We start from the raw sequence: 17,235 nt of genomic DNA, 5'->3' as shown, positions 1-17,235 counted from the left end.
AAGGAAACACACAATGACTGACGCCGCCGACAAGAAGGACGATCACGACAAGACCATCACCATCGTGGTGAACGGAACCGCGCACGAGGTGCCGAAGAACGACGACCTGACCTACGCGGAAGTAGTGACGTATTTCGACCCGACCTACCCGCAGCATCCGCAGACGATCTATTCTGTGACCTACACCCGCGGCGACAAGCCCAAGGAAGGCACTTTGGCGCCCGGCGGGTCGGTCAAGGCGAAGAACGAGATGGAGTTCCATGTTATTCCAACTAGCGAGTCATAATGCCGACATCCAAAAGCTGATCGACCGGGGCTACGCGCTCCGGCTCGACAGCGATTACCTTGTCGTAAGGGACATCCCGTACCTCGACGTCGAGGGCAGCCTGTGCTGGGGCGCGATTGTGACCGTGCTCAAGGACATCGATGGCAAGCGGGTTGAACCCGTCGATCATCAGGTGTTTTTCGCCGGCGGCGTGCCGCACGGCCTTGACGGCAAGCCGATACCTTCTCTGGGCGGCGGCGCCGCAAGCGTGACGTTAGCCAAGGCCGATGTGGTGGTGCAGCGGTCCTTTTCCAACAAGCCGCCAGGCGGGCTGCCCGACTTCTTCGTCAAGATCGAGCACTACCTGTCAATCCTCTCGGGGCCAGCTATTCACAAATACCCTGAGGCCAACCCCTTCACGTTCAACGTCGACGAGGATGCCGGCCCCGAAAGTGTTTTCCATTTTCGCGACACCCTGACCAGCCGTGCGCTGATCGGCGACCTTGCCGCGAAGTTCGCCCGTGAAGTGGTCGCCGTCATTGGACTGGGCGGCACCGGCGCTTATGTGCTGGACTTCCTCGTGAAGACCAATGTGCTTGAAATCAGGGGCTTCGATCCAAAGCCCTTTCACGTTCACAATGCGTTCCGCTCACCCGGGCGGCTGCTGCAGGACGAGCTCGACAAGCCGAAGGCGCAGGTCTACCGGCAGCGCTACGAGAACTTCCGCAAGGGGCTGCATTTCGAGGTCAAAGCCATCGACGGCGACTGCGAGGCGGACTTCGCAGGCGTAACCTTCGCGTTCGTCTGCGTCGACAAGGGTACCGCACGGGCGGAAATCTTCGACCTCCTCATGCGTCTGGGCATTCCCTTCATCGATGTCGGAATGGGGCTGGTCCGCCAAAACGGCGCACTCGCCGGCATGGTCCGCACGACCACGTTCCTGCCTGAAAACGCCGCCGAAGTCCGCGGCAAGGGGCTGGTGCCCCTCACGGACCCGCCGGGCGACGAGTATCGGCTCAACATCCAGATCGCCGAACTCAACGCCCTCAACGCAAGCATCGCCATGTTGCGCTACAAGCAGCACTGCGGATTTTACGCGCACGCGCTGCCGGCCTATCAATTGCTGATGAACACCGTCATGCCACACCTGTTTGCGGAGCCCCTCGAGTGACGGAACTCCGCCTCGAGAAGGTCCGCTACGTTCCCGGGGAGCCGGAGGCCGGTGTTTTGTACGTCTCCGACGAGTACAAGATCGCCGTGCACCTGTGCGCCTGCGGTTGCGGCAGCAAGGGTTCGATTCCCCTCGGGCCGGCCGGGTGGAGTGTCAGGGAGCGCGATGGAAAGCCTACCGTCTGGCCGTCAATCGGCAACGGACAGCTGCCCTGCCGGTCTCATTACATCATCACTGACGGAAAGATTCATTGGGCGCCTTCCATGAGCGCTGCCCAGGCCGTGACCGCCTTGCAATACGACCACCGTAGGCGCGAAGCCTACTATCGGACGCCGAGGTGGTGGATACGGGTATGGAAGACGGTTCTCGGATGGATTGGCCTCGGCTAGCCGTTGCCATCAGGGCACGCAGATATCTATGACCTAAAGCGGTTCGCGGCTGCGGTGAATGCTGCAAGGCTTGTGCCGATCCGCACTTTCTTTCCGGAGCGCTTCAAGGAGCTGTTCCAGAACGTCGCCCGTACCGAAGATGGGATTTGGCAGGAGGTTTGATGGCAAAGGGTCCGGGCGTCCTTGTGCGAGGTTTGAGCGAAAAGAAAATCGAATCCTTGTGGGCTTTGACGATGCGGCCGGAAGGGCATTGGTGGCAGGACCTTCCGCGATCCTGGGCGCCGTCGGGAGCGCCGCTGGAGGGGCACCGACAGCTTGGAGGGGCACCGACAGCTGCGACTGGCGGTCCGCGACGAATACCTCAACTTCTATCATTGCGGACAATCAGTCGCCAGAGTGTCCCTAGACAGGATGGCACGGCCCAGGCTGGAGGTGCACCAAGTACGTTTTCGACGACGTGCCCGGCCAAGCGTACATGACCCTGTCCGACGGGACCGTCCGCTACAGATCGGGAAACAATAGCGAAGTCCCGTACCAAGGGCTTCAGACCATAGCGGCCTGGATCAGGCGAGCGGATAAATATTCCGGTTATGAAAAGTCCGGCATGGAATGCGTCGTCGCGGCAAACGACGTCGTCATAGATCTCGAGATGGGAATTCCTTGGTGGCCGGAACAGTCGACGGGCGCGGGCACACCGGAACGGACAGGCAAATACGCTCCACGCATGGACATGGTAGCATTGGAGGATGGCCCTGGCGGACGCATCGATATCGTTTTCTGGGAGGCGAAAACTCTGGGCGACAGCAGGCTGCGCAGCAGGAGCAATCCAGAGGTCATCCGGCAGCTGCAGGTTTACAACAAGTACCTCAGCCGCCCCCGCCTACCGGGACGCGGCTTCCGCAGCCTATGTCGAGACGTGCAAGCTTTTGGAGACCATCCATCAGATGGCTGCGGGGCTTCGCAGAGAAACAGCGCTCCCGCGGCTCGGCAACATTGTGTCCCGGATTGCGGCGGGAGCCGAAATTCCTGTAGTCGATTCGATGCCGAGGCTGTTGATATTCCCCTCCGAGTTTGGAAGCGGGAAAATTCGAGCGGCAGGTATCAACCTGGAGCAGCCACCTTGCGAGACTCCGGAGCGCGTTCCCGGTCTACTGCGTCGACGACCCGAAAACTGCCGCCCTGGTTCGTCATACTCTTTAGCCCGCTGGGCCGACCTTGTTGGCATCGCTGTCCTCGTGGAAGGCGATCGAGGAATTCGATGGAGGTTTTCGCGTTGCCGAGAGCGTCCCTATGGCTTCGGCCCAATTGAATACGCGCCTTAGACCTTGCGGCCTCAACTGGAACATCCGCTTCGGGCTCGGGCACCGCAAGCGACGGGTGTTCAAGTCGTCTCCTAGCGCGGTCTCATGGGCAGATTTACGTCCACGGTCTTCGCTGCACCCGGATAGATAATCTCCGCTGACCTCACCCATTTTCCGAGTTCACCAATATAATGATTGATCGATGGGCTGGATCTTAACGCCTCAATCGTCGCGAGAAGCTCAAGGTAGACGTGGTTCAATTGAACTTTCTCCCTTCGAGAGCTCTCAATGGTGATCGACATGTGCGACCAGGCTCGATCAATTGCCTGTTCGCTTGCGTGCTTCCGACGATCTGAGACGTGAGCGGCCTTCTTGTCCGCTACGTATTTAATGACTTCTCGCCTTCGCACCGGTGTCCCCAAAACCGCAATCGCGAGGCCTTCCAGATACTCGGAAAGAGAGACATCGGCATTGTCGCGATAGCTCCAGATGGCTCCAGCCAACGGTGGCACCCCCTTCACGGAGAACTCAGCGGCCACACCTTCAAGGCGGTCCCCGGCCCAAGGATAGTTGCCGCACGTCACCAGCACGGCAGGATGGATCGGATTGAAATCCAGCATCCGCGCGCGAACTCTCAACTCAGTGCTCGGCGGCAACAGGCGCCCCATATTGAACAAGTCCTTCTCGGACAGCAGGCGTCGCAAAATAGTGCTTCGCGCCCGGATTTCGGCAGGCACCTCCGCCAGGTTTTCCGTCATCTCTTTGGTGACGAACCGAAAATCTTCCACCGTGATCCGCGCCAGATCGAAGTCTGCTTCCGAGAGGACGCGGTCCGGGGATTTCAGCCGAAACTGCGGCTTCAGCAAATACGAGAACAATGGGGTGGCGGAATTGTTCATCACGGGTCATTCGATTCCGGCGTTTGTTACGAGAGAGAGAGGGCAGTGACCAGAGTGGTGTCGTGGCGAGTTTTATCGAACCAGCCCTCCAGGTTGGCGACGGCTAGTCTACAGGCTCGGCCCATTGTGCAAGGGCAAACATGGTGGCGAACAGGATCGTCATCGTTGCCGCGACGATGCAGCCTACGCCGGTGAGATCCCACACAGGCACGACCAACTCTTGGAGCACGCGCGACCTTGGATGGTTTAGGTAGACGGAGCAGCCTATAGCAAAAATACCAAGGATCACCGTTATCAGCAGCAACTTCAACGCAGTGGTCATTAGCCTGTCGGCGGCCCTTGTTCGGAACAACAGTGCGCAGGCGATGGCCAGGAAGGATGCGATGGCAATGCCGGTCTGCTCTGCGTGTCCAGCATATTGAGGTCGCAGGATCGATGTGCCCGTGAACACATCAAACCACGCTGTGACAAATGAGATGATCAAACTAGGCGTGACACTGGCGAGCGTTCCGAGAAAACCCGAGATCTTCATTTTTTGGGTTCGCCGAACAGGGGCATTGGAATCGCCGACAACAGACGGTCCTTTTTGTCACGGAATTCATAATAGGCGGGCACCGGGGCCCAGCTTTTGAAATCGCCGGTCACGTTCCATTCGACCGACCCGTCGGCAGACAGCGGCACGCCATCCTTGTTGGTCGCAAAGAATGCCGGAGCGAAAAACTGCTCCTGCTCGGGGAATCTCGGCACGACCTTCACATCGTCGATATTGCCCTTCGTCCGCCCCGCATACTGTTTCGCGGAGTACGAAAAGAACGTCTTGAAGTGCCTCGTCCCCTCGGTGCGGAGTCCTATCCTCCCCACTAGCTCCAGCATGGAGTCATGGGAATTGTCAGGATCACTGGGAAAGAAGATGCGCACTTCGTCCGTCCAGCCTTTTGGGGGGAGCTCGCCATCCGAAGAGCTTACCTGCTTGGCCGTTGCGCCATGCCTGCAGAAATCGCCTTCGTCGTTGCGCTCATCGTCGCGCGCTGTCCCCATGAACTGCGCAGGCGTGCGCTCGCCGCTGTGGCCGTACTCGATACAGCCGTTGATCGGCCTGGGATTCAGGTCGTCGCTCATCCGCGGTGTCTTGGCCTCTTCCGTCGCTGGAACGTACGACTGGAAAGGGCCTGCTATGAACCACGTCACCATCAGGTCGCTATTCGGGTCGAGGTTGGAGACGCAGGAAACATAGCGCCGCATGTTGTCCACCGTCTCGACCCAGGAACTGGTAAGAAAGTTGAAGTTGCCTACATGGTGAGGCTGTGGGGCATCACCATCCTTGCAATCCTTTGCCTGAGTAGCCGGAGCCGGAAAAATACCCGAAGCCAAGACCAAAGCCAGTATAGAAAGCCGCGAGCAGTACATTTGTCTTCCCCCTACCTGGCGGATCAATGTGCCAGAACGTGCGAAAACTGCAATCTTGCTTGACCTTCATCGACAAGCGGACGCGTGCCGCCACCTCCCTTCCGTCACGCGAAGGACCCAGACGGCGTGCGTGGCGCAATCTTCTATCTGACGAGCGGCGAGATCGCGTGGATTGTCCCGCCGTGATGGGATCATCTATTCGTCGAGCGCGGCGCTGGCGCCATCGATATCTGCAAACCCTGGGATGATGTTACCGGCCAGCAGCTTCTCCTTCGACAGCAGCCCGGCGTCCTCGAGCGCCTCGAAATCCGGCAGCTGGCGCAACGTGTCGAGCCCAAACTGCGACAGGAAATTTTTCGTCGTCACATAGGTGTAGGGCGCGCCCGGTTGCGGCGAGCGCGGCCCGGAGGCGATGAGGTCCTGCGCCCGCAGCACGCCGATGAGATCGCGCGACACCTCCTTGCCGAAAAAGCTCGACAGCTCGCCACGCGTGATCGGCTGGAAATAGGCAATGCACATGAGGACAAGCGCCTCCGTCTGCGTCAGCTCTTTTGCACCCTCCGCCGCCGGCGTGCCGAAGGCGACGTGGATGGCGTCGGCAAAGACCTTCTTGGTCCGGTGCTGCCAGCCGCCAGCGACCGCGACCAGTTCGTAAGGGCGGCCGGCGAGCTCGGCGCGGATGTCGTCGATGATCAGCTCGAGATTGCAGTTTCTTCCCACCACCCGCGCGAGGACACTACGTGTCACCGGTTCATTTGCCGCAAAGATCACAGCCTCGACCCGGCCCATCCACTCGCGCCAGCGCAGCTCGGCCGGCAAATGTTCGAGTTCCGTGTCCAGCAACGGCGGCTGATCGTTTGCTTTGCGGCGAGCAGACGCTTCGCTCATCGCTACAGTCCAAACAGCCGGAAGCTGGGGCGGCCGGAGAGCTCGCGCACGACCTCGAGTTGCTGCAGCCGCTCGAATAGGCGTCGAGCCGCAAAACGCGACAGGTTCTTGGTCGTCAGCGAGCCAGAAACAGCATCGTCGTCGAGCAGTCTTTGGATGACATCGCCGGCCCCCTTTGCTCTGAGCTTCGGCGCCAAGGTAATGAGCCGTTCGGCCCGACGGCCAATCTCGGTTGCCAGCCGGCAGGCCTCCGCCGCCGCGTGGGCCAGCGCCACGCAGACCGCCCGCTCAAAGCTTTTTTCCCCGGGGCGGATGCGCTTGCTGCCGGACTCGGCGCGAAAAGGCGGTGCAAAGGCCTGCGTCATCGACAGTGGCAGCGGCCGCGGCCAGCGCAGGCTTTGCGCCAGCACCAGGTCGGCAAGCCACCAGGCAAACAGCTCGGCATCGGGCCGCATGGCGACCGTGTGAGCGGCGATCGCCGCGGCGGCGAATGGCGCCGGCCGCGACGACCGCGCCAGTTTTTCGATCTCCGTGCAGAGCGCCGCAAGCGCGGCGCCGTCCCAGGCGAACCCGAGCATTTCGACAATCTTGGCAAGCCGGTCAGGGGTAGCGACGGGCGGCTGCGCGGAAAACTGCCGCCAGGCACCAAGGATCGCGCCGGCGGGACCGGGATCGGCGCCGGCTCGGCGCAGGTGCCAGGCATCGCGCAACGCGGCTTCGTCCTCGGCGCGGCCAGCCAGCCGCATGCTGGCGGTGGCACATTTCAGCGCCAGCCGCTGACGCCAAGCCCCGGCCCAGGCAGGCTGCGCCCGGGCGAGCATGTCGAGCGTGCCCAAGGCGGCGCCGGCCTGGAAGGCGGCGTAGGCGTCGCTGGGCGCGCCGCCGGCGGCGAGCGCCCAGGCCGGAACGGCGGGCGGCGCGGAGGAGCTGGCGGTCGCGGGATCGAGGCGAATCATGATTTGGAGCGTAAAGCGCTCGTGCGCTTTGTGCCATAATTTTCGCGCCAAAACGCACAGCCTGTCGGCAACATAAAACGAATGATAATGTTGCCTTATCGTTCGTTTTGCTCTCTAAGTGAGAAATGGCTGTTTTCATCGAGCAAAAGCCGAAAAAGCACTCTCAGGAGAGCTCCGGACCGTCCCACAGCACGGCTGCGCACGACGATGCGGGCGCGCGGCTGTCGGTCGAGCCGCAGGACGCGATCGCTGACGACTTGCCCGACATCATCGACGTCGTCCTGGCGATGGGGACAACGCCGGAAGAACCGCCGGCCGAAGCTCCCTCCCCTCTTCCGGACGTCGCCAATCCGCGCCTGCCGGCGCATCTCGAGGCGCTTGCTGGGCGCGCCCGTGACTATGTCGAGGCGGCGAGCTCGGCCAACACTCGCCGCGCCTACGCCGCAGACTGGAAGCACTTTGGCGCCTGGTGCCGCCGGCAATATTTTGACCCGATGCCGCCGGATCCGCAGATGGTCGGGCTCTACATCACGGCGCTGGCTTCTGGGTCTGGAGGGGATAAAAAAACGGTTGCGACGATTGAACGGCGTCTGTCCTCGCTGACCTGGAATTATGCCCAGCGCGGTCAGCCGCTGGACAGAAAAGACCGGCATATCGCCACTGTGCTGGCCGGCATTCGCAACAGCCACGCCAAGCCACCTGTGCAGAAGGAGGCCATTCTCCCCGAAGATCTCATTGCCATGCTGGAGACGCTCGATCGAGGCACGCTGCGCGGCTTGCGCGACCGCGCCATGCTGCTGCTTGGCTTTGCGGGCGGACTTCGCCGCTCGGAGATCGTCGGGCTCGACGTGGCCCGTGACCAGACCGAAGACGGTCGTGGCTGGATCGAATTCTTCCCTGGCAAAGGCGTCCTGGTCACGCTGCGCGGCAAGACCGGTTGGCGCGAAGTTGAGATTGGCCGCGGTTCGGCGGACGCCACCTGCCCTATCGTGGCCCTGGAGGCGTGGCTGAGACTGGCACGAATAGGCTATGGGCCGCTGTTTCGCCGTGTCACCGCCCAAGGCAAGGCGGTCGGCGCCGAGCGGCTCAACGACCAGGAGGTGGCACGGCTGGTCAAGCGCGCGGCACTTGCTGCCGGCGTGCGGGGTGATCTGCCGGAAGGCGAACGCGGCCAAAGGTTTTCGGGACATTCGCTGCGAGCCGGTCTGGCCTCCTCAGCCGAGGTCGACGAGCGCCATGTGCAAAAGCAGCTCGGCCACACCTCGGCTGAAATGACCCGCAAATACCAGCGCCGTCGCGATCGGTTCCGCGTCAATCTCACCAAAGCGAGCGGGTTGTAGCAGGAAAGCGCCCTCCCCTGCCCCGAACCAGATGTCCAGAAAGACCAGATGACGATCTGGTTTGAGTTGGCGCCGCAAGCCGCCAACTCGTTAAAGGGCCGTCATAGCCAGGATAGCTGGTCTTTCGGCAACCGTCCGCTCGGATCGAATACCGTCACCTTGTGCGGCAGATCTGGCCCCCAATCCCAAAGCACGAGATTGCAATCTTCTGCCTCGGCGCCCGGCGCAAAGCTTGGCACCAGAATGCCGGCAATGCCTCGAGAACGCAGGCGGTCATGGACATCCCATGAAGCCGGGCGTTCCCCGTTGCTGAGCGCCGTCGCCCAGGCGCACGACACCTCGTCGAGCGTGACGGACGCTTCTCCCCTCCCCTTCCCCGTTGTCAGGTCCACAATGGCCTCGCAATCAACCTCGTAGGAACACAACACGCACGGATCGATCCGATGCGCGAAGCCCTGATTGGCTTCCTTGACCGCCGTCATGATGGTCAGGGCCAGGTAGAGTGCGGGCACACCTTTGGGATTAAAGCGCGCACCCCTGATCGCGGCTCCCTCACCGGAAGTCGGTTTGAAAGCCCAACGCGGATCATGTGCCCTGTAGCAGGTTCCAACGAACCTCAAGCAAAGCCGCCAAGCGCCATGTGATCGAGATAGTCACGAACGGCACCAGCCTTGCCCTCTTTCACGAGCGCTTCGGCGGTGCGCCCTCCGAATGCCGCAAGCGGCTGGGCTCGATACCACGCCATCGCCTGGTCCTTTCCCCCCGCCCAATCCGTCACGCGGCTGATGATCTCAAGCATCTCACGAAGTCGCCCCTGTGTTTTGGCGGCGCGGCTGCGCTCCAATCGATAAAGGGTCTCGCGAGCAAGGCCGGCCGTCTCGGCCAATTGGCCCTTGGACATTCCAAAGCCATCCGCCACCTGGTCGACAGCAATGTTCCCGGCCGGATCCATATAAAGCAAAACCAACGGTGCGTTCGGGGCGATTTTTCTGAGTGCGTGGCCCACAGCTTACATCCTGTCATATCAGACGTCACAAATACTAGGCAAAACATAAGGCACTTTAACGTTAGCATCAAGTCTCGCAACCGAGGCGACCACCGACGAGGCTGTTGGATGGCCCGCTCGCGGCTGATCAAGAGCATTCCCCTGCCTCGACTTACGACGTGACAGCACGTGACCCAGTACACCGGCTAAACAGCTTGGCCTTGAGCGGGATTGATCAACGACCAGGCCCGTCCCTCCCCAATCAATCCCAGCCTTTCCGTTTCATGCTGAGCCGCAGTGCCTCGCTGATCTCAGCGGATCTTGGGCCGCTGGCCGGCCCATCCTGATGCGCGCTGTCCTTCCAGAGCGGCTTGCCGGCGTTCTGGCTGGTCTTTGCATCAAGCCTTGCACGCAGCAGCGCCATGACCATCGGCCACACCGAAAACTGGCCGTTGCGAGCCCGCTCCGTCAGGTTCCTGAGATAGCCGCCCCGACTGTTGATCTGGTCGGTTCGCTGCAGCATCGCAGCTATCGTGATAGCCGCGTTTTCAGGCCCCATCACCTGGACCGCCTCCTGCCATGCGCTGGGGCTGACCCCCATATGGGGCCGGGCCAGTTCGGCCGCCGCAACAAAGTCGCGCCAGGTTCGGATCTGGGCGCCGCGGCCCATGTTCAGGATTTCCGGGCAGGCGTCCAGCACCATTCCCAGGGGCAACTCCCTTTTGGGCAGGCTGTGCACATTGTTATCGTGCCCGGCGCTGCCGCTCGCTTCTTTCTCGTTATCCTGGCGTTCTTCAGTTTCATCGTTAGAATGAGAGTCTGGGTTTGAATTCTGTATGTGGCGCTCGAAATGGGACTCATTGGCGTTCATATTTTGTGATTTAACGAATGTTTCCAGCAGTTGATGCACTTCGGCCCAGATGTCCTCCAACTCGTCGGCAACCGACTCCAGCAACTGGCGTGAGGCTGTCCGCGGCAATCGAGCGACCGCCGCCTCATACCGCTTCTGAAACCGGCGCCAATCACACGGAACCTGTTCATTGAGCCCTGCATCGATCATCTTGACGATGTCGCGCCGGCAGATGGTGAGACGCTCCTTGACCAGCCTGTAGGCCTTCCGCTCGGCTTGCACGGCGGCCGCCAACTGCTTGAATTCCTCGGCACGAGCCACGATTGGCGCAAGGTCGAAGCCATAGGCCTGCTCGATCTGCCCGCCCTCCCCCTTGCGAGCAAAGCGTTTGCCATTCGGGCTGTCACGACGGATCACCAAGCCACACGTCACAAGGACGGACAGGTGGCGCCTAAGCGTCGCCGGCGACATGCCGTTGGCACGCCGGATCAGCTGCTCGTTGGAGGGAAACACGACCAGGCCCCCCTCCCCGGAAAGATCATCCTCACGGTGAAACGACAGCAGCGCATTGAGGATCGCCAGCGAACGATCGGTCGCGCCTATGGCGTCCCTGGCCTCTGTGATGTCTCGAAACGCCTGCCATTTAGGCACCACAGTCGTTCGGTCGATCGCCTTTGCACCTGCCTGGCTTGCCATCTGGGCAAGCGTCATTGACCGCCGCCCAAAGGGCGTCGTTGAGATATGCGTAACCATTTTCCCTTTGCCTCTAGTCAGACAAAAGAAATCTGCTCGCCAGACGACGCCTAATAGCACTTGACAGTGATTCGCGGATTTGCGATTCTCGGCTTGCTACAGACCTGAGAAGGGCTTCCGTGACGGTGACGTTCGGGGGCCTTTTTCTTTTGCGGTTCAGTCTCCTGTTGTCTTCCTGGATTCCGTCTCTCGGAACGCCTCGAACAGTTCCTCGAGCCTGCCGGCAATGAAAGCACCGAACGCCGAGGCCTCCCTGGATTTAAAAGCCAGGGTGAAAACCTTCCCAGTATCGGTGATCCTTGCCTTTACGGAATTGTCTTTTGTCGCCCAGGCCCTTTCCACGGCCCTCGTCGGCGTCGATTTCGCACCGTGGACGGTTGCCGCCAGCAGTTCATAAAGGGCCTGGAACCGCGCATCGCTGCCGGCTTGCTGGAACTGGGCGGACTGGACATGCGCCTGCGCCCTGGCGGCATTGGCCGGATGCTCCATGAGCTTGGCCAACTGCCACCAGCGGTCACGGCCGATCCCCTTGGCCGCCCCGATGGCCATGATGACGGATTCGGAGACGTTGCTCGACACGGACCGCATCTTGGAGAAGGTCGTATCGTCGAGCGTCAAGGCCGATTTAACGATATCGGCCGAATAGCCCTGCTTGAGCAGGCGCTCGGCAAACAGCGTCCGCTCGACAAAGGACAGGTTGGCGCGAGCCGCATTCTCCTGGCCCTGGGCGACGACGTGATCGCGATCGTCCATTTGCTTGACAACGGCTCGCACTGGGCGCCCCAACGCACGTGCGACCCTGACGCGCCGATGCCCGAACACGGTCTGGTAGCGCCCGGGGGAAGCCGGATGCGGCCTGACCAGAATGGGCGAATCCTGTCCGCGCTCCTGGATCGCCCGCACCAACTCGGAGAATTCCTGCTCATCCTCGCCAATCCGGTCCGACACAAACGAGGTGTCCACCAGCTCTGGGTCGAGATCGACAACCGAGCTTTTCGACAGCTCTTCAAAGGACTGCATGATGGATCGCGATGCGCCGCGAACAGCGTAGCTCGACACATCCCTGGTCTGCTCCACCGCAGCGGACCCCATCACGCTATCGAAAATGTCCTTGCGCGCCATTCAGCCCCTCCTCAAATCAGCTACCAGTCTGATTTTGTGGACAAAAATCTGCGTTTTTACTGCAGTAAAATTCATCGCCATCACGCCCTCCCCCACGCGCGATGGACGAGCGAGACGATTTCGGAATTGACCGCGTCGAGCGATTCCATCGCCCGATCGTAGGTCGTGCGCGTGAACGATGATTTCTCGACTTCGTAGAGTGTCTGCTTGGTAAGCCCGGCGTCCGATATGGCGGTCGACTTCAGCATCGGATGTTCCAGGATCTGGCCGGCCAGCATCGATTGCATAAAGCCCACCATCTGGGCCTGCGGGATGTCGGTGGGCTCGTAACGGGTGATCAGATAACGGAACCAGTCGAGTTGGATCTCGGCTCCGGCTCCCTTGATGGTTTTCAGAATGCCGCCGAGCATCAGCAGAAACTGGCTCATGGACATGAGATCGAGCATTTGGGGGTGAACCGTAATCAGCACCGACGTCGCGGCCGACATGGCGGTCAAGGTGAGATAGCCGAGCTGTGGGGGACAGTCGACGACGACGACGTCATAGCGATCGTCGACGTCACTCAAGGCCCTGGCTATGCGCAAGAAGAACTGGCGGCCGGCATTGGATGATTTGTCCTGCATTGCCAACGGCGTATCGTACTCATATTCCTGAAGTTCGAGATTTGCAGGAACAATGTCGAGGCCGGGGAAATTCGTCGGGACGATGACGTCGGCTATGGACCTACGCTCCGCATCATAGCGGATCGCCTCATAGAGCGAGAGGTTCCGGTCGAGTTCCGGCTGGAAGCCGTGAAGTGCCGACAAAGACGCTTGCGGATCGAGATCGATGGCAAGCACGCGATGGCCGGTAAGTGCCAGGTGCTGGGCGAGGTGAGCCGCGGTCGTGGTCTTGCCGCTTCCTCCTTTGAAATTGACCACCGCGATGACCTGCAGCTTATCTCCAGGCTTGCGGTGCGGGACGTATTTCTTAACCTCCGTCCTGCCATGCTGGTCGAGGAAATGGCGAAGCTCCAGCATCTGGTCCGCCGTATAAGAGCGTCGACCCGACTGCGCTTGTTCGGGCAGGGGCCCCTTGCCTTCGAGATGGAGGCGCTTCAGATTGTTTTGCGACACACCAAGATAGTGCGCTACCTCGGCCATGGAGAAGGTGCGCAGGGTCTTCGTGGCGTTCGGAGGAAACTTCTCCATGCGCAGCTGATTGAGCCGACGCGATATCTCCGCCCCGTGCTCGAGGATCTTGTCGTCAAACTCAAAGCTGGGCAACCGCATCGCGATGTTCATACTTCCGGAAACCTGAATTGGCGCTTTTTGGTGGGAAACAGACCAACAACCGCCATTAAGCTCCGATTCGCCATCCCGAGCAAGAGCTTTTGGGTTAACAGGAGGTTAACGGCCCGAGCGGTCAACACGCCGGTAAAAACGTCTGCTGGAGAGAGCTACCACGCTGTTTCGATTTAGGTTTTTGTGGAAATTTACTGCAGTAAAGTACAAACAGTAAAGTTGCCACCACTGTCGCTCCAGCGGCGGGAAAACGGGAGTCATTCGACCCCGGGGGCGAGATATCTGTGCATGGGGCCGGGGCCCTGGTGTCAGTCAGCCGCACCCATGACCTGGCGGCCAGGCGTGTTGATCAGCAGCAGCCCTGCAAGTTCACGGCTGACTGGCCCAAGCGCCTGGCATAACGCAGCGCGAACGCGTGCCGGACGGCCATTCTATGCCAGGCGCGCCGCTGGCGACAAGCGGCTGCTGCCAAGGCGACGGCTGCTGAGACGGTCATGAGCGCCAGCCCCGCCGTGTCATAAGCCAGCGCATCGCGCAGGTTAAATTGCGTTGTAGTGACCAAATGCGATTACCGGCTCGTAGACGATATAGGTCCTGGTGATAGCTTCCTTGTGCCTCCTCAACCCTGTCATCTGCGATACCCCGGACAAGCTGTTGCTGCTCGAGTCATTGGCTTCGTCCACGGCCTCTGGCCCGCGTTCGCGTTCTCGGCTCCGAGCAGGCAACATTGCAAGACACTGCCGCTGCGATGCCGAGCCTCAATCGGAACGTGCCGCTAGTCGACGGCAATTTCGGTCCGGGCATTGTTTGGTCTCCTGGCACCTCGAGCGGAGCTGGTGAAAAGCAGGCCGCTCACGGAAAGGATCACGAGGAGCGCGCCACTCGCCATCCATATCGACGGAACCTCCGCAAGAAAGGCCCAGCCGAGCAACACAGCGATGATGGGGTTGACGAAGGTATAGGTCGCTACGAAGGTCGGCGTGACTTTGCGGAGCAGCCAGATGTAGGCGGCAAAGGCGATCACCGTTCCGGCAACGGTGAGGTATGCCCACCCAGCGACCGACAACGCCGTGATCGAGGAGGGGTGAAAAAGGCTCACTTCACCCTTGGCGGCACCGACAACCGCCAAGGCAGCGGCGCCAGCCCACAATTCGATGATAGACATCACCAATGGGCTGCTGGACGTTGGGGACTGTTCGGATACCACCGTTCCGACGCTCCAGGACAGGGACGCGCCAAGCAGCAAGAAAATGTCGATGAAGTGCACCGCCCCGATTCCGCCACCGCCTTCTTCCCAGGCTATCAGCGCAACGCCAACGACACCGGGGACGAGAAAGGTCAGTGACAAGGGGCTTGGCCGATCGGGACGTCGGAGGCCTGTCTGAAGCGCCGCAATCCACAAGGGAATGGTCGCCAGCATGATTGCGGCCAGGCCTGTTGGAACACGCTGCTGAACGTTGGCAAGGATGCCGTGGCATCCGACGAAGAAAAGTAATCCGCATATGACGCCGTATAGCAGGGACCTCCTTGACGGAGGTCTCGCACCGGATGCTGCGGCAATGATGAAAACGATCAGACCACCGACCAGGCAGCGCGCCGCCATCAGCAGGAATGGCGGCAGTGATTGCAGGGCCAGCGTCAAGGCCAGGTAAGTCGAGCCCCAGATGAAGTAGATGGCGCCGAAGGCAGCTATCAGGAGAAAACTTGCGCTGGGGAGCTTCATAGGCGTAAAACCTCTTATGAGGTTAGAATTCGGAGATCGCGCTTGGGTTCCCCGCACAACCTGAAAAAGCGGCAGCCGACCGATGTCGCAAAGGAGGATCTAGCGATCCGCTTTGTCAACACGGTCGCCTGGCGCCTGCGGCAAGCCACTGAGGAGCGGCTTCCCACGACCGCGGCACTGCTGGATTGGCTTGATGAAAACGGCGTGCGCATTTCCAACGATGCTGCTGAACTCACGCGGGGGAGGGGAGGGCACTTTCAAGGGGCCCAAACCGCATATGCAAGCGCCATAGCGCTGCGCGAGACGATCTATGCACTCCTGGTGGCACAGATCAGAAATGTCAGTCCCGTTGCCGACCACGTCCAGGCATTCAATCGTTTTCTGCATCACAGGCCAGCCGCTTTGCTGGAATGGCGTGCCGGGAAATTCGGCTGGAACGGCTCGCATCCAAATGAACTCGATTTTTGCACGCCGATCGCCATCTCCGCGGCTGAACTCATGACCGGCCCGCGGGCAGGACGGGTCAAGCAATGTGCCGACGATCGCGGCTGCGGCTGGTTGTTCATCGATGAGAGCCGGGCGCAAAACCGTCGTTGGTGTTCCATGGGAGACTGCGGCAACCGCGCCAAGGCGTCGCGCCATTATGCCAGGATCCGCGAGACCCGAACCGGGAACTGACGCCATGGCAGCCCCCACAGATGTTGCTGTAAAAGCAGGTGGCCCTGAGTCACGCCTATCATAGCGTCAACTGTAGCGGGCCATTTCGCCACAGTTCAGTGACAGGATACCAGCTGGCATGGGGTTTGCCGGAGGGGTGTAAGGTCGTATCCTACATCGCGCAAGCTGGATCAGACACTATGTGCAACGACTACGAGCAACACATTCTGTGGGCTGAATACTGCAAGATGATGCAGAGGCTCGAACTCGGGATGCCTACCGGGCAGAGCGAAGGCGATCTGCCCCAGGCCGACGACATCAAGATCAACGATGTCGGCCCGGTGATGCGCGCCGCCGGCAATGGCATCGAACTGGTGCCTATGAACTTTAGCTTCCCGCCATCGAGCCCGCGCGGCGGACCGGTTTTCAATTTCCGCTCCGAAGGCCGAAGCTTTGCCAATAGCAACCGCTGCCTCATTCCGGCCTCGGCATTCTTCGAGTTCACGGGCAAGAAATATCCGAAGGCCAAACATCGCTTCACAATGAATGATGAGCCGTTCATGGCGATCGCCGGCATCTGGCGGGAAGGGCAGGGCGGAGCGCCAGCGGCCTTCACGATGCTGACAACCGGTCCCGGACCAGACGTTGGGCCCTATCACGACCGGCAGATCGTCGTGTTGAGCCCGCATAACTGGGCGCACTGGATCTACCTTACCAAGACCGAAGCGGAGCTGCTTCAACCGTCGCCTGCAGGCACACTGCATGTTGAAACGGTTCGGCCAGGAAGCGACTGATGAGCGCTGCTGGCGGGGCCCAGATTGAAGCCCCTGCTGTTCGGTGACAGGCCCACGACTGCGTACAGGCGCGGCGTCAGCCAGCCTGGTTGGCGGTGGCATTTTCTTTCCAGCCGTGGCGCAGACCAGCCCGGCCAATGCCGGAGAGCACGGCGACCGACAGCTACACCACGTTCGGGACACGATCCAGCCAGCGTGCATCGGCGGGCCTGATCGTCACGGAGGCGACGCAAATGTCGCCTATGGAAAAGGGTAGCAGATCGCGCGCTCAAAGCACGTCGTCGTTGCGTTTCTTTCCCTTGCCTGCAAAACAGCTTCTGGGGGCGAATCCGGTTACCTGGGTCTCGAACCCGCACTAGAGGGAACATTCTGCCTGACAGTAAATTTGTTTAGCGATACCAGAAATGTCGTGCGGAACGATGAACAGACGATCTGCTTGGCGGATTGGAGCC

Annotated in this window: 16 protein-coding genes; 5 read left to right on the top strand and 11 right to left on the bottom strand. The window is 60.6% G+C overall.

The genetic code is table 11. From position 1 onward, the window contains the following. Positions 1 to 13 precede the first annotated feature (13 nt). Both FJ943_RS12975 and FJ943_RS12970 read left to right on the top strand, forming a co-directional pair. Complete coding sequence (locus FJ943_RS12975; protein WP_140663878.1) at positions 14 to 286, top strand: multiubiquitin domain-containing protein; 273 nt, start codon at positions 14 to 16, stop codon at positions 284 to 286. Beyond that, a complete protein-coding gene (locus tag FJ943_RS12970) occupies positions 261 to 1,436 on the top strand; it encodes a ThiF family adenylyltransferase (protein ID WP_140663880.1) in 1,176 nt (391 codons plus the stop codon). Before FJ943_RS12975 ends, FJ943_RS12970 begins: the two co-directional genes overlap by 26 nt. A gap of 1,782 nt (positions 1,437 to 3,218) precedes the next feature. On the opposite strand, the gene FJ943_RS12965 is transcribed toward FJ943_RS12970, so the two are convergent. The 5 genes from FJ943_RS12965 to FJ943_RS12945 form a co-directional block, all read right to left on the bottom strand. After that, complete coding sequence (locus tag FJ943_RS12965) at positions 3,219 to 4,025, bottom strand: hypothetical protein (protein ID WP_140663882.1); 807 nt, start codon at positions 4,023 to 4,025, stop codon at positions 3,219 to 3,221. Between the two features lie 103 nt (positions 4,026 to 4,128). Then, complete coding sequence (locus FJ943_RS12960) at positions 4,129 to 4,557, bottom strand: hypothetical protein (RefSeq protein ID WP_140663885.1); 429 nt, start codon at positions 4,555 to 4,557, stop codon at positions 4,129 to 4,131. Then, entirely contained in the window at positions 4,554 to 5,396 is an 843-nt protein-coding gene (locus FJ943_RS12955) for a hypothetical protein (RefSeq protein WP_140663886.1), read from the bottom strand. The genes FJ943_RS12960 and FJ943_RS12955 overlap by 4 nt, the downstream gene beginning before the upstream one ends. 231 nt (positions 5,397 to 5,627) lie before the next feature. Beyond that, a complete protein-coding gene (locus tag FJ943_RS12950; protein ID WP_140663889.1) occupies positions 5,628 to 6,320 on the bottom strand; it encodes an SMC-Scp complex subunit ScpB in 693 nt (230 codons plus the stop codon). 2 nt (positions 6,321 to 6,322) lie between these two features. Further along, positions 6,323 to 7,276, bottom strand: coding sequence for a DUF1403 family protein (locus FJ943_RS12945; RefSeq protein WP_140663892.1), 954 nt, complete (start codon positions 7,274 to 7,276; stop codon positions 6,323 to 6,325). A gap of 125 nt (positions 7,277 to 7,401) precedes the next feature. Here FJ943_RS12945 and FJ943_RS12940 point away from each other — a divergent pair, with 125 nt between their 5' ends. Continuing rightward, positions 7,402 to 8,616, top strand: coding sequence for a site-specific integrase (locus FJ943_RS12940; protein ID WP_140722035.1), 1,215 nt, complete (start codon positions 7,402 to 7,404; stop codon positions 8,614 to 8,616). A 101-nt stretch (positions 8,617 to 8,717) separates the two neighbouring features. Here FJ943_RS12940 and FJ943_RS12935 read toward each other — a convergent pair whose 3' ends face one another. From FJ943_RS12935 to FJ943_RS12910, 6 genes are all read right to left on the bottom strand, one after another. Beyond that, on the bottom strand, positions 8,718 to 9,236 hold the full coding sequence (locus FJ943_RS12935; RefSeq protein ID WP_140663897.1) for an RES family NAD+ phosphorylase: 519 nt from the start codon (positions 9,234 to 9,236) through the stop codon (positions 8,718 to 8,720). Next, positions 9,233 to 9,568, bottom strand: a complete 336-nt coding sequence (locus FJ943_RS12930) for an antitoxin Xre/MbcA/ParS toxin-binding domain-containing protein (protein WP_140664019.1) — start codon at positions 9,566 to 9,568, stop codon at positions 9,233 to 9,235. Before FJ943_RS12930 ends, FJ943_RS12935 begins: the two co-directional genes overlap by 4 nt. A 295-nt stretch (positions 9,569 to 9,863) precedes the next feature. Further along, a complete protein-coding gene (repC, locus tag FJ943_RS12925; protein WP_140722032.1) occupies positions 9,864 to 11,204 on the bottom strand; it encodes a plasmid replication protein RepC in 1,341 nt (446 codons plus the stop codon). Positions 11,205 to 11,360: 156 nt separating this feature from the next. Further along, the gene (repB, locus tag FJ943_RS12920; RefSeq protein ID WP_140722029.1) at positions 11,361 to 12,326 is read right to left on the bottom strand and encodes a plasmid partitioning protein RepB; all 966 of its coding nucleotides are present in this window, start codon (positions 12,324 to 12,326) and stop codon (positions 11,361 to 11,363) included. 80 nt (positions 12,327 to 12,406) lie between these two features. Next, positions 12,407 to 13,609, bottom strand: coding sequence for a plasmid partitioning protein RepA (gene repA / locus FJ943_RS12915; RefSeq protein WP_140620207.1), 1,203 nt, complete (start codon positions 13,607 to 13,609; stop codon positions 12,407 to 12,409). 775 nt (positions 13,610 to 14,384) lie between these two features. Next, complete coding sequence (locus FJ943_RS12910) at positions 14,385 to 15,332, bottom strand: EamA family transporter (RefSeq protein ID WP_140722026.1); 948 nt, start codon at positions 15,330 to 15,332, stop codon at positions 14,385 to 14,387. A gap of 42 nt (positions 15,333 to 15,374) precedes the next feature. On the opposite strand from FJ943_RS12910, the gene FJ943_RS12905 reads away from it, so the two are divergent. Together FJ943_RS12905 and FJ943_RS12900 are read left to right on the top strand one after the other, a co-directional pair. Continuing rightward, on the top strand, positions 15,375 to 16,010 hold the full coding sequence (locus FJ943_RS12905) for an ABATE domain-containing protein (protein ID WP_224720484.1): 636 nt from the start codon (positions 15,375 to 15,377) through the stop codon (positions 16,008 to 16,010). 179 nt (positions 16,011 to 16,189) lie between these two features. Further along, positions 16,190 to 16,783, top strand: coding sequence for an SOS response-associated peptidase family protein (locus FJ943_RS12900; protein WP_140722023.1), 594 nt, complete (start codon positions 16,190 to 16,192; stop codon positions 16,781 to 16,783). The last annotated feature ends 452 nt before the right edge of the window (positions 16,784 to 17,235 follow it).

Origin of the sequence: Mesorhizobium sp. B2-3-10 (genome assembly GCF_006442275.1) — a bacterium.
Taxonomy (GTDB): domain Bacteria; phylum Pseudomonadota; class Alphaproteobacteria; order Rhizobiales; family Rhizobiaceae; genus Mesorhizobium; species Mesorhizobium australicum.
The sequence above is the reverse complement of the archived record's forward strand: the minus strand, read 5'-3'. Positions and strand labels throughout refer to the sequence as shown.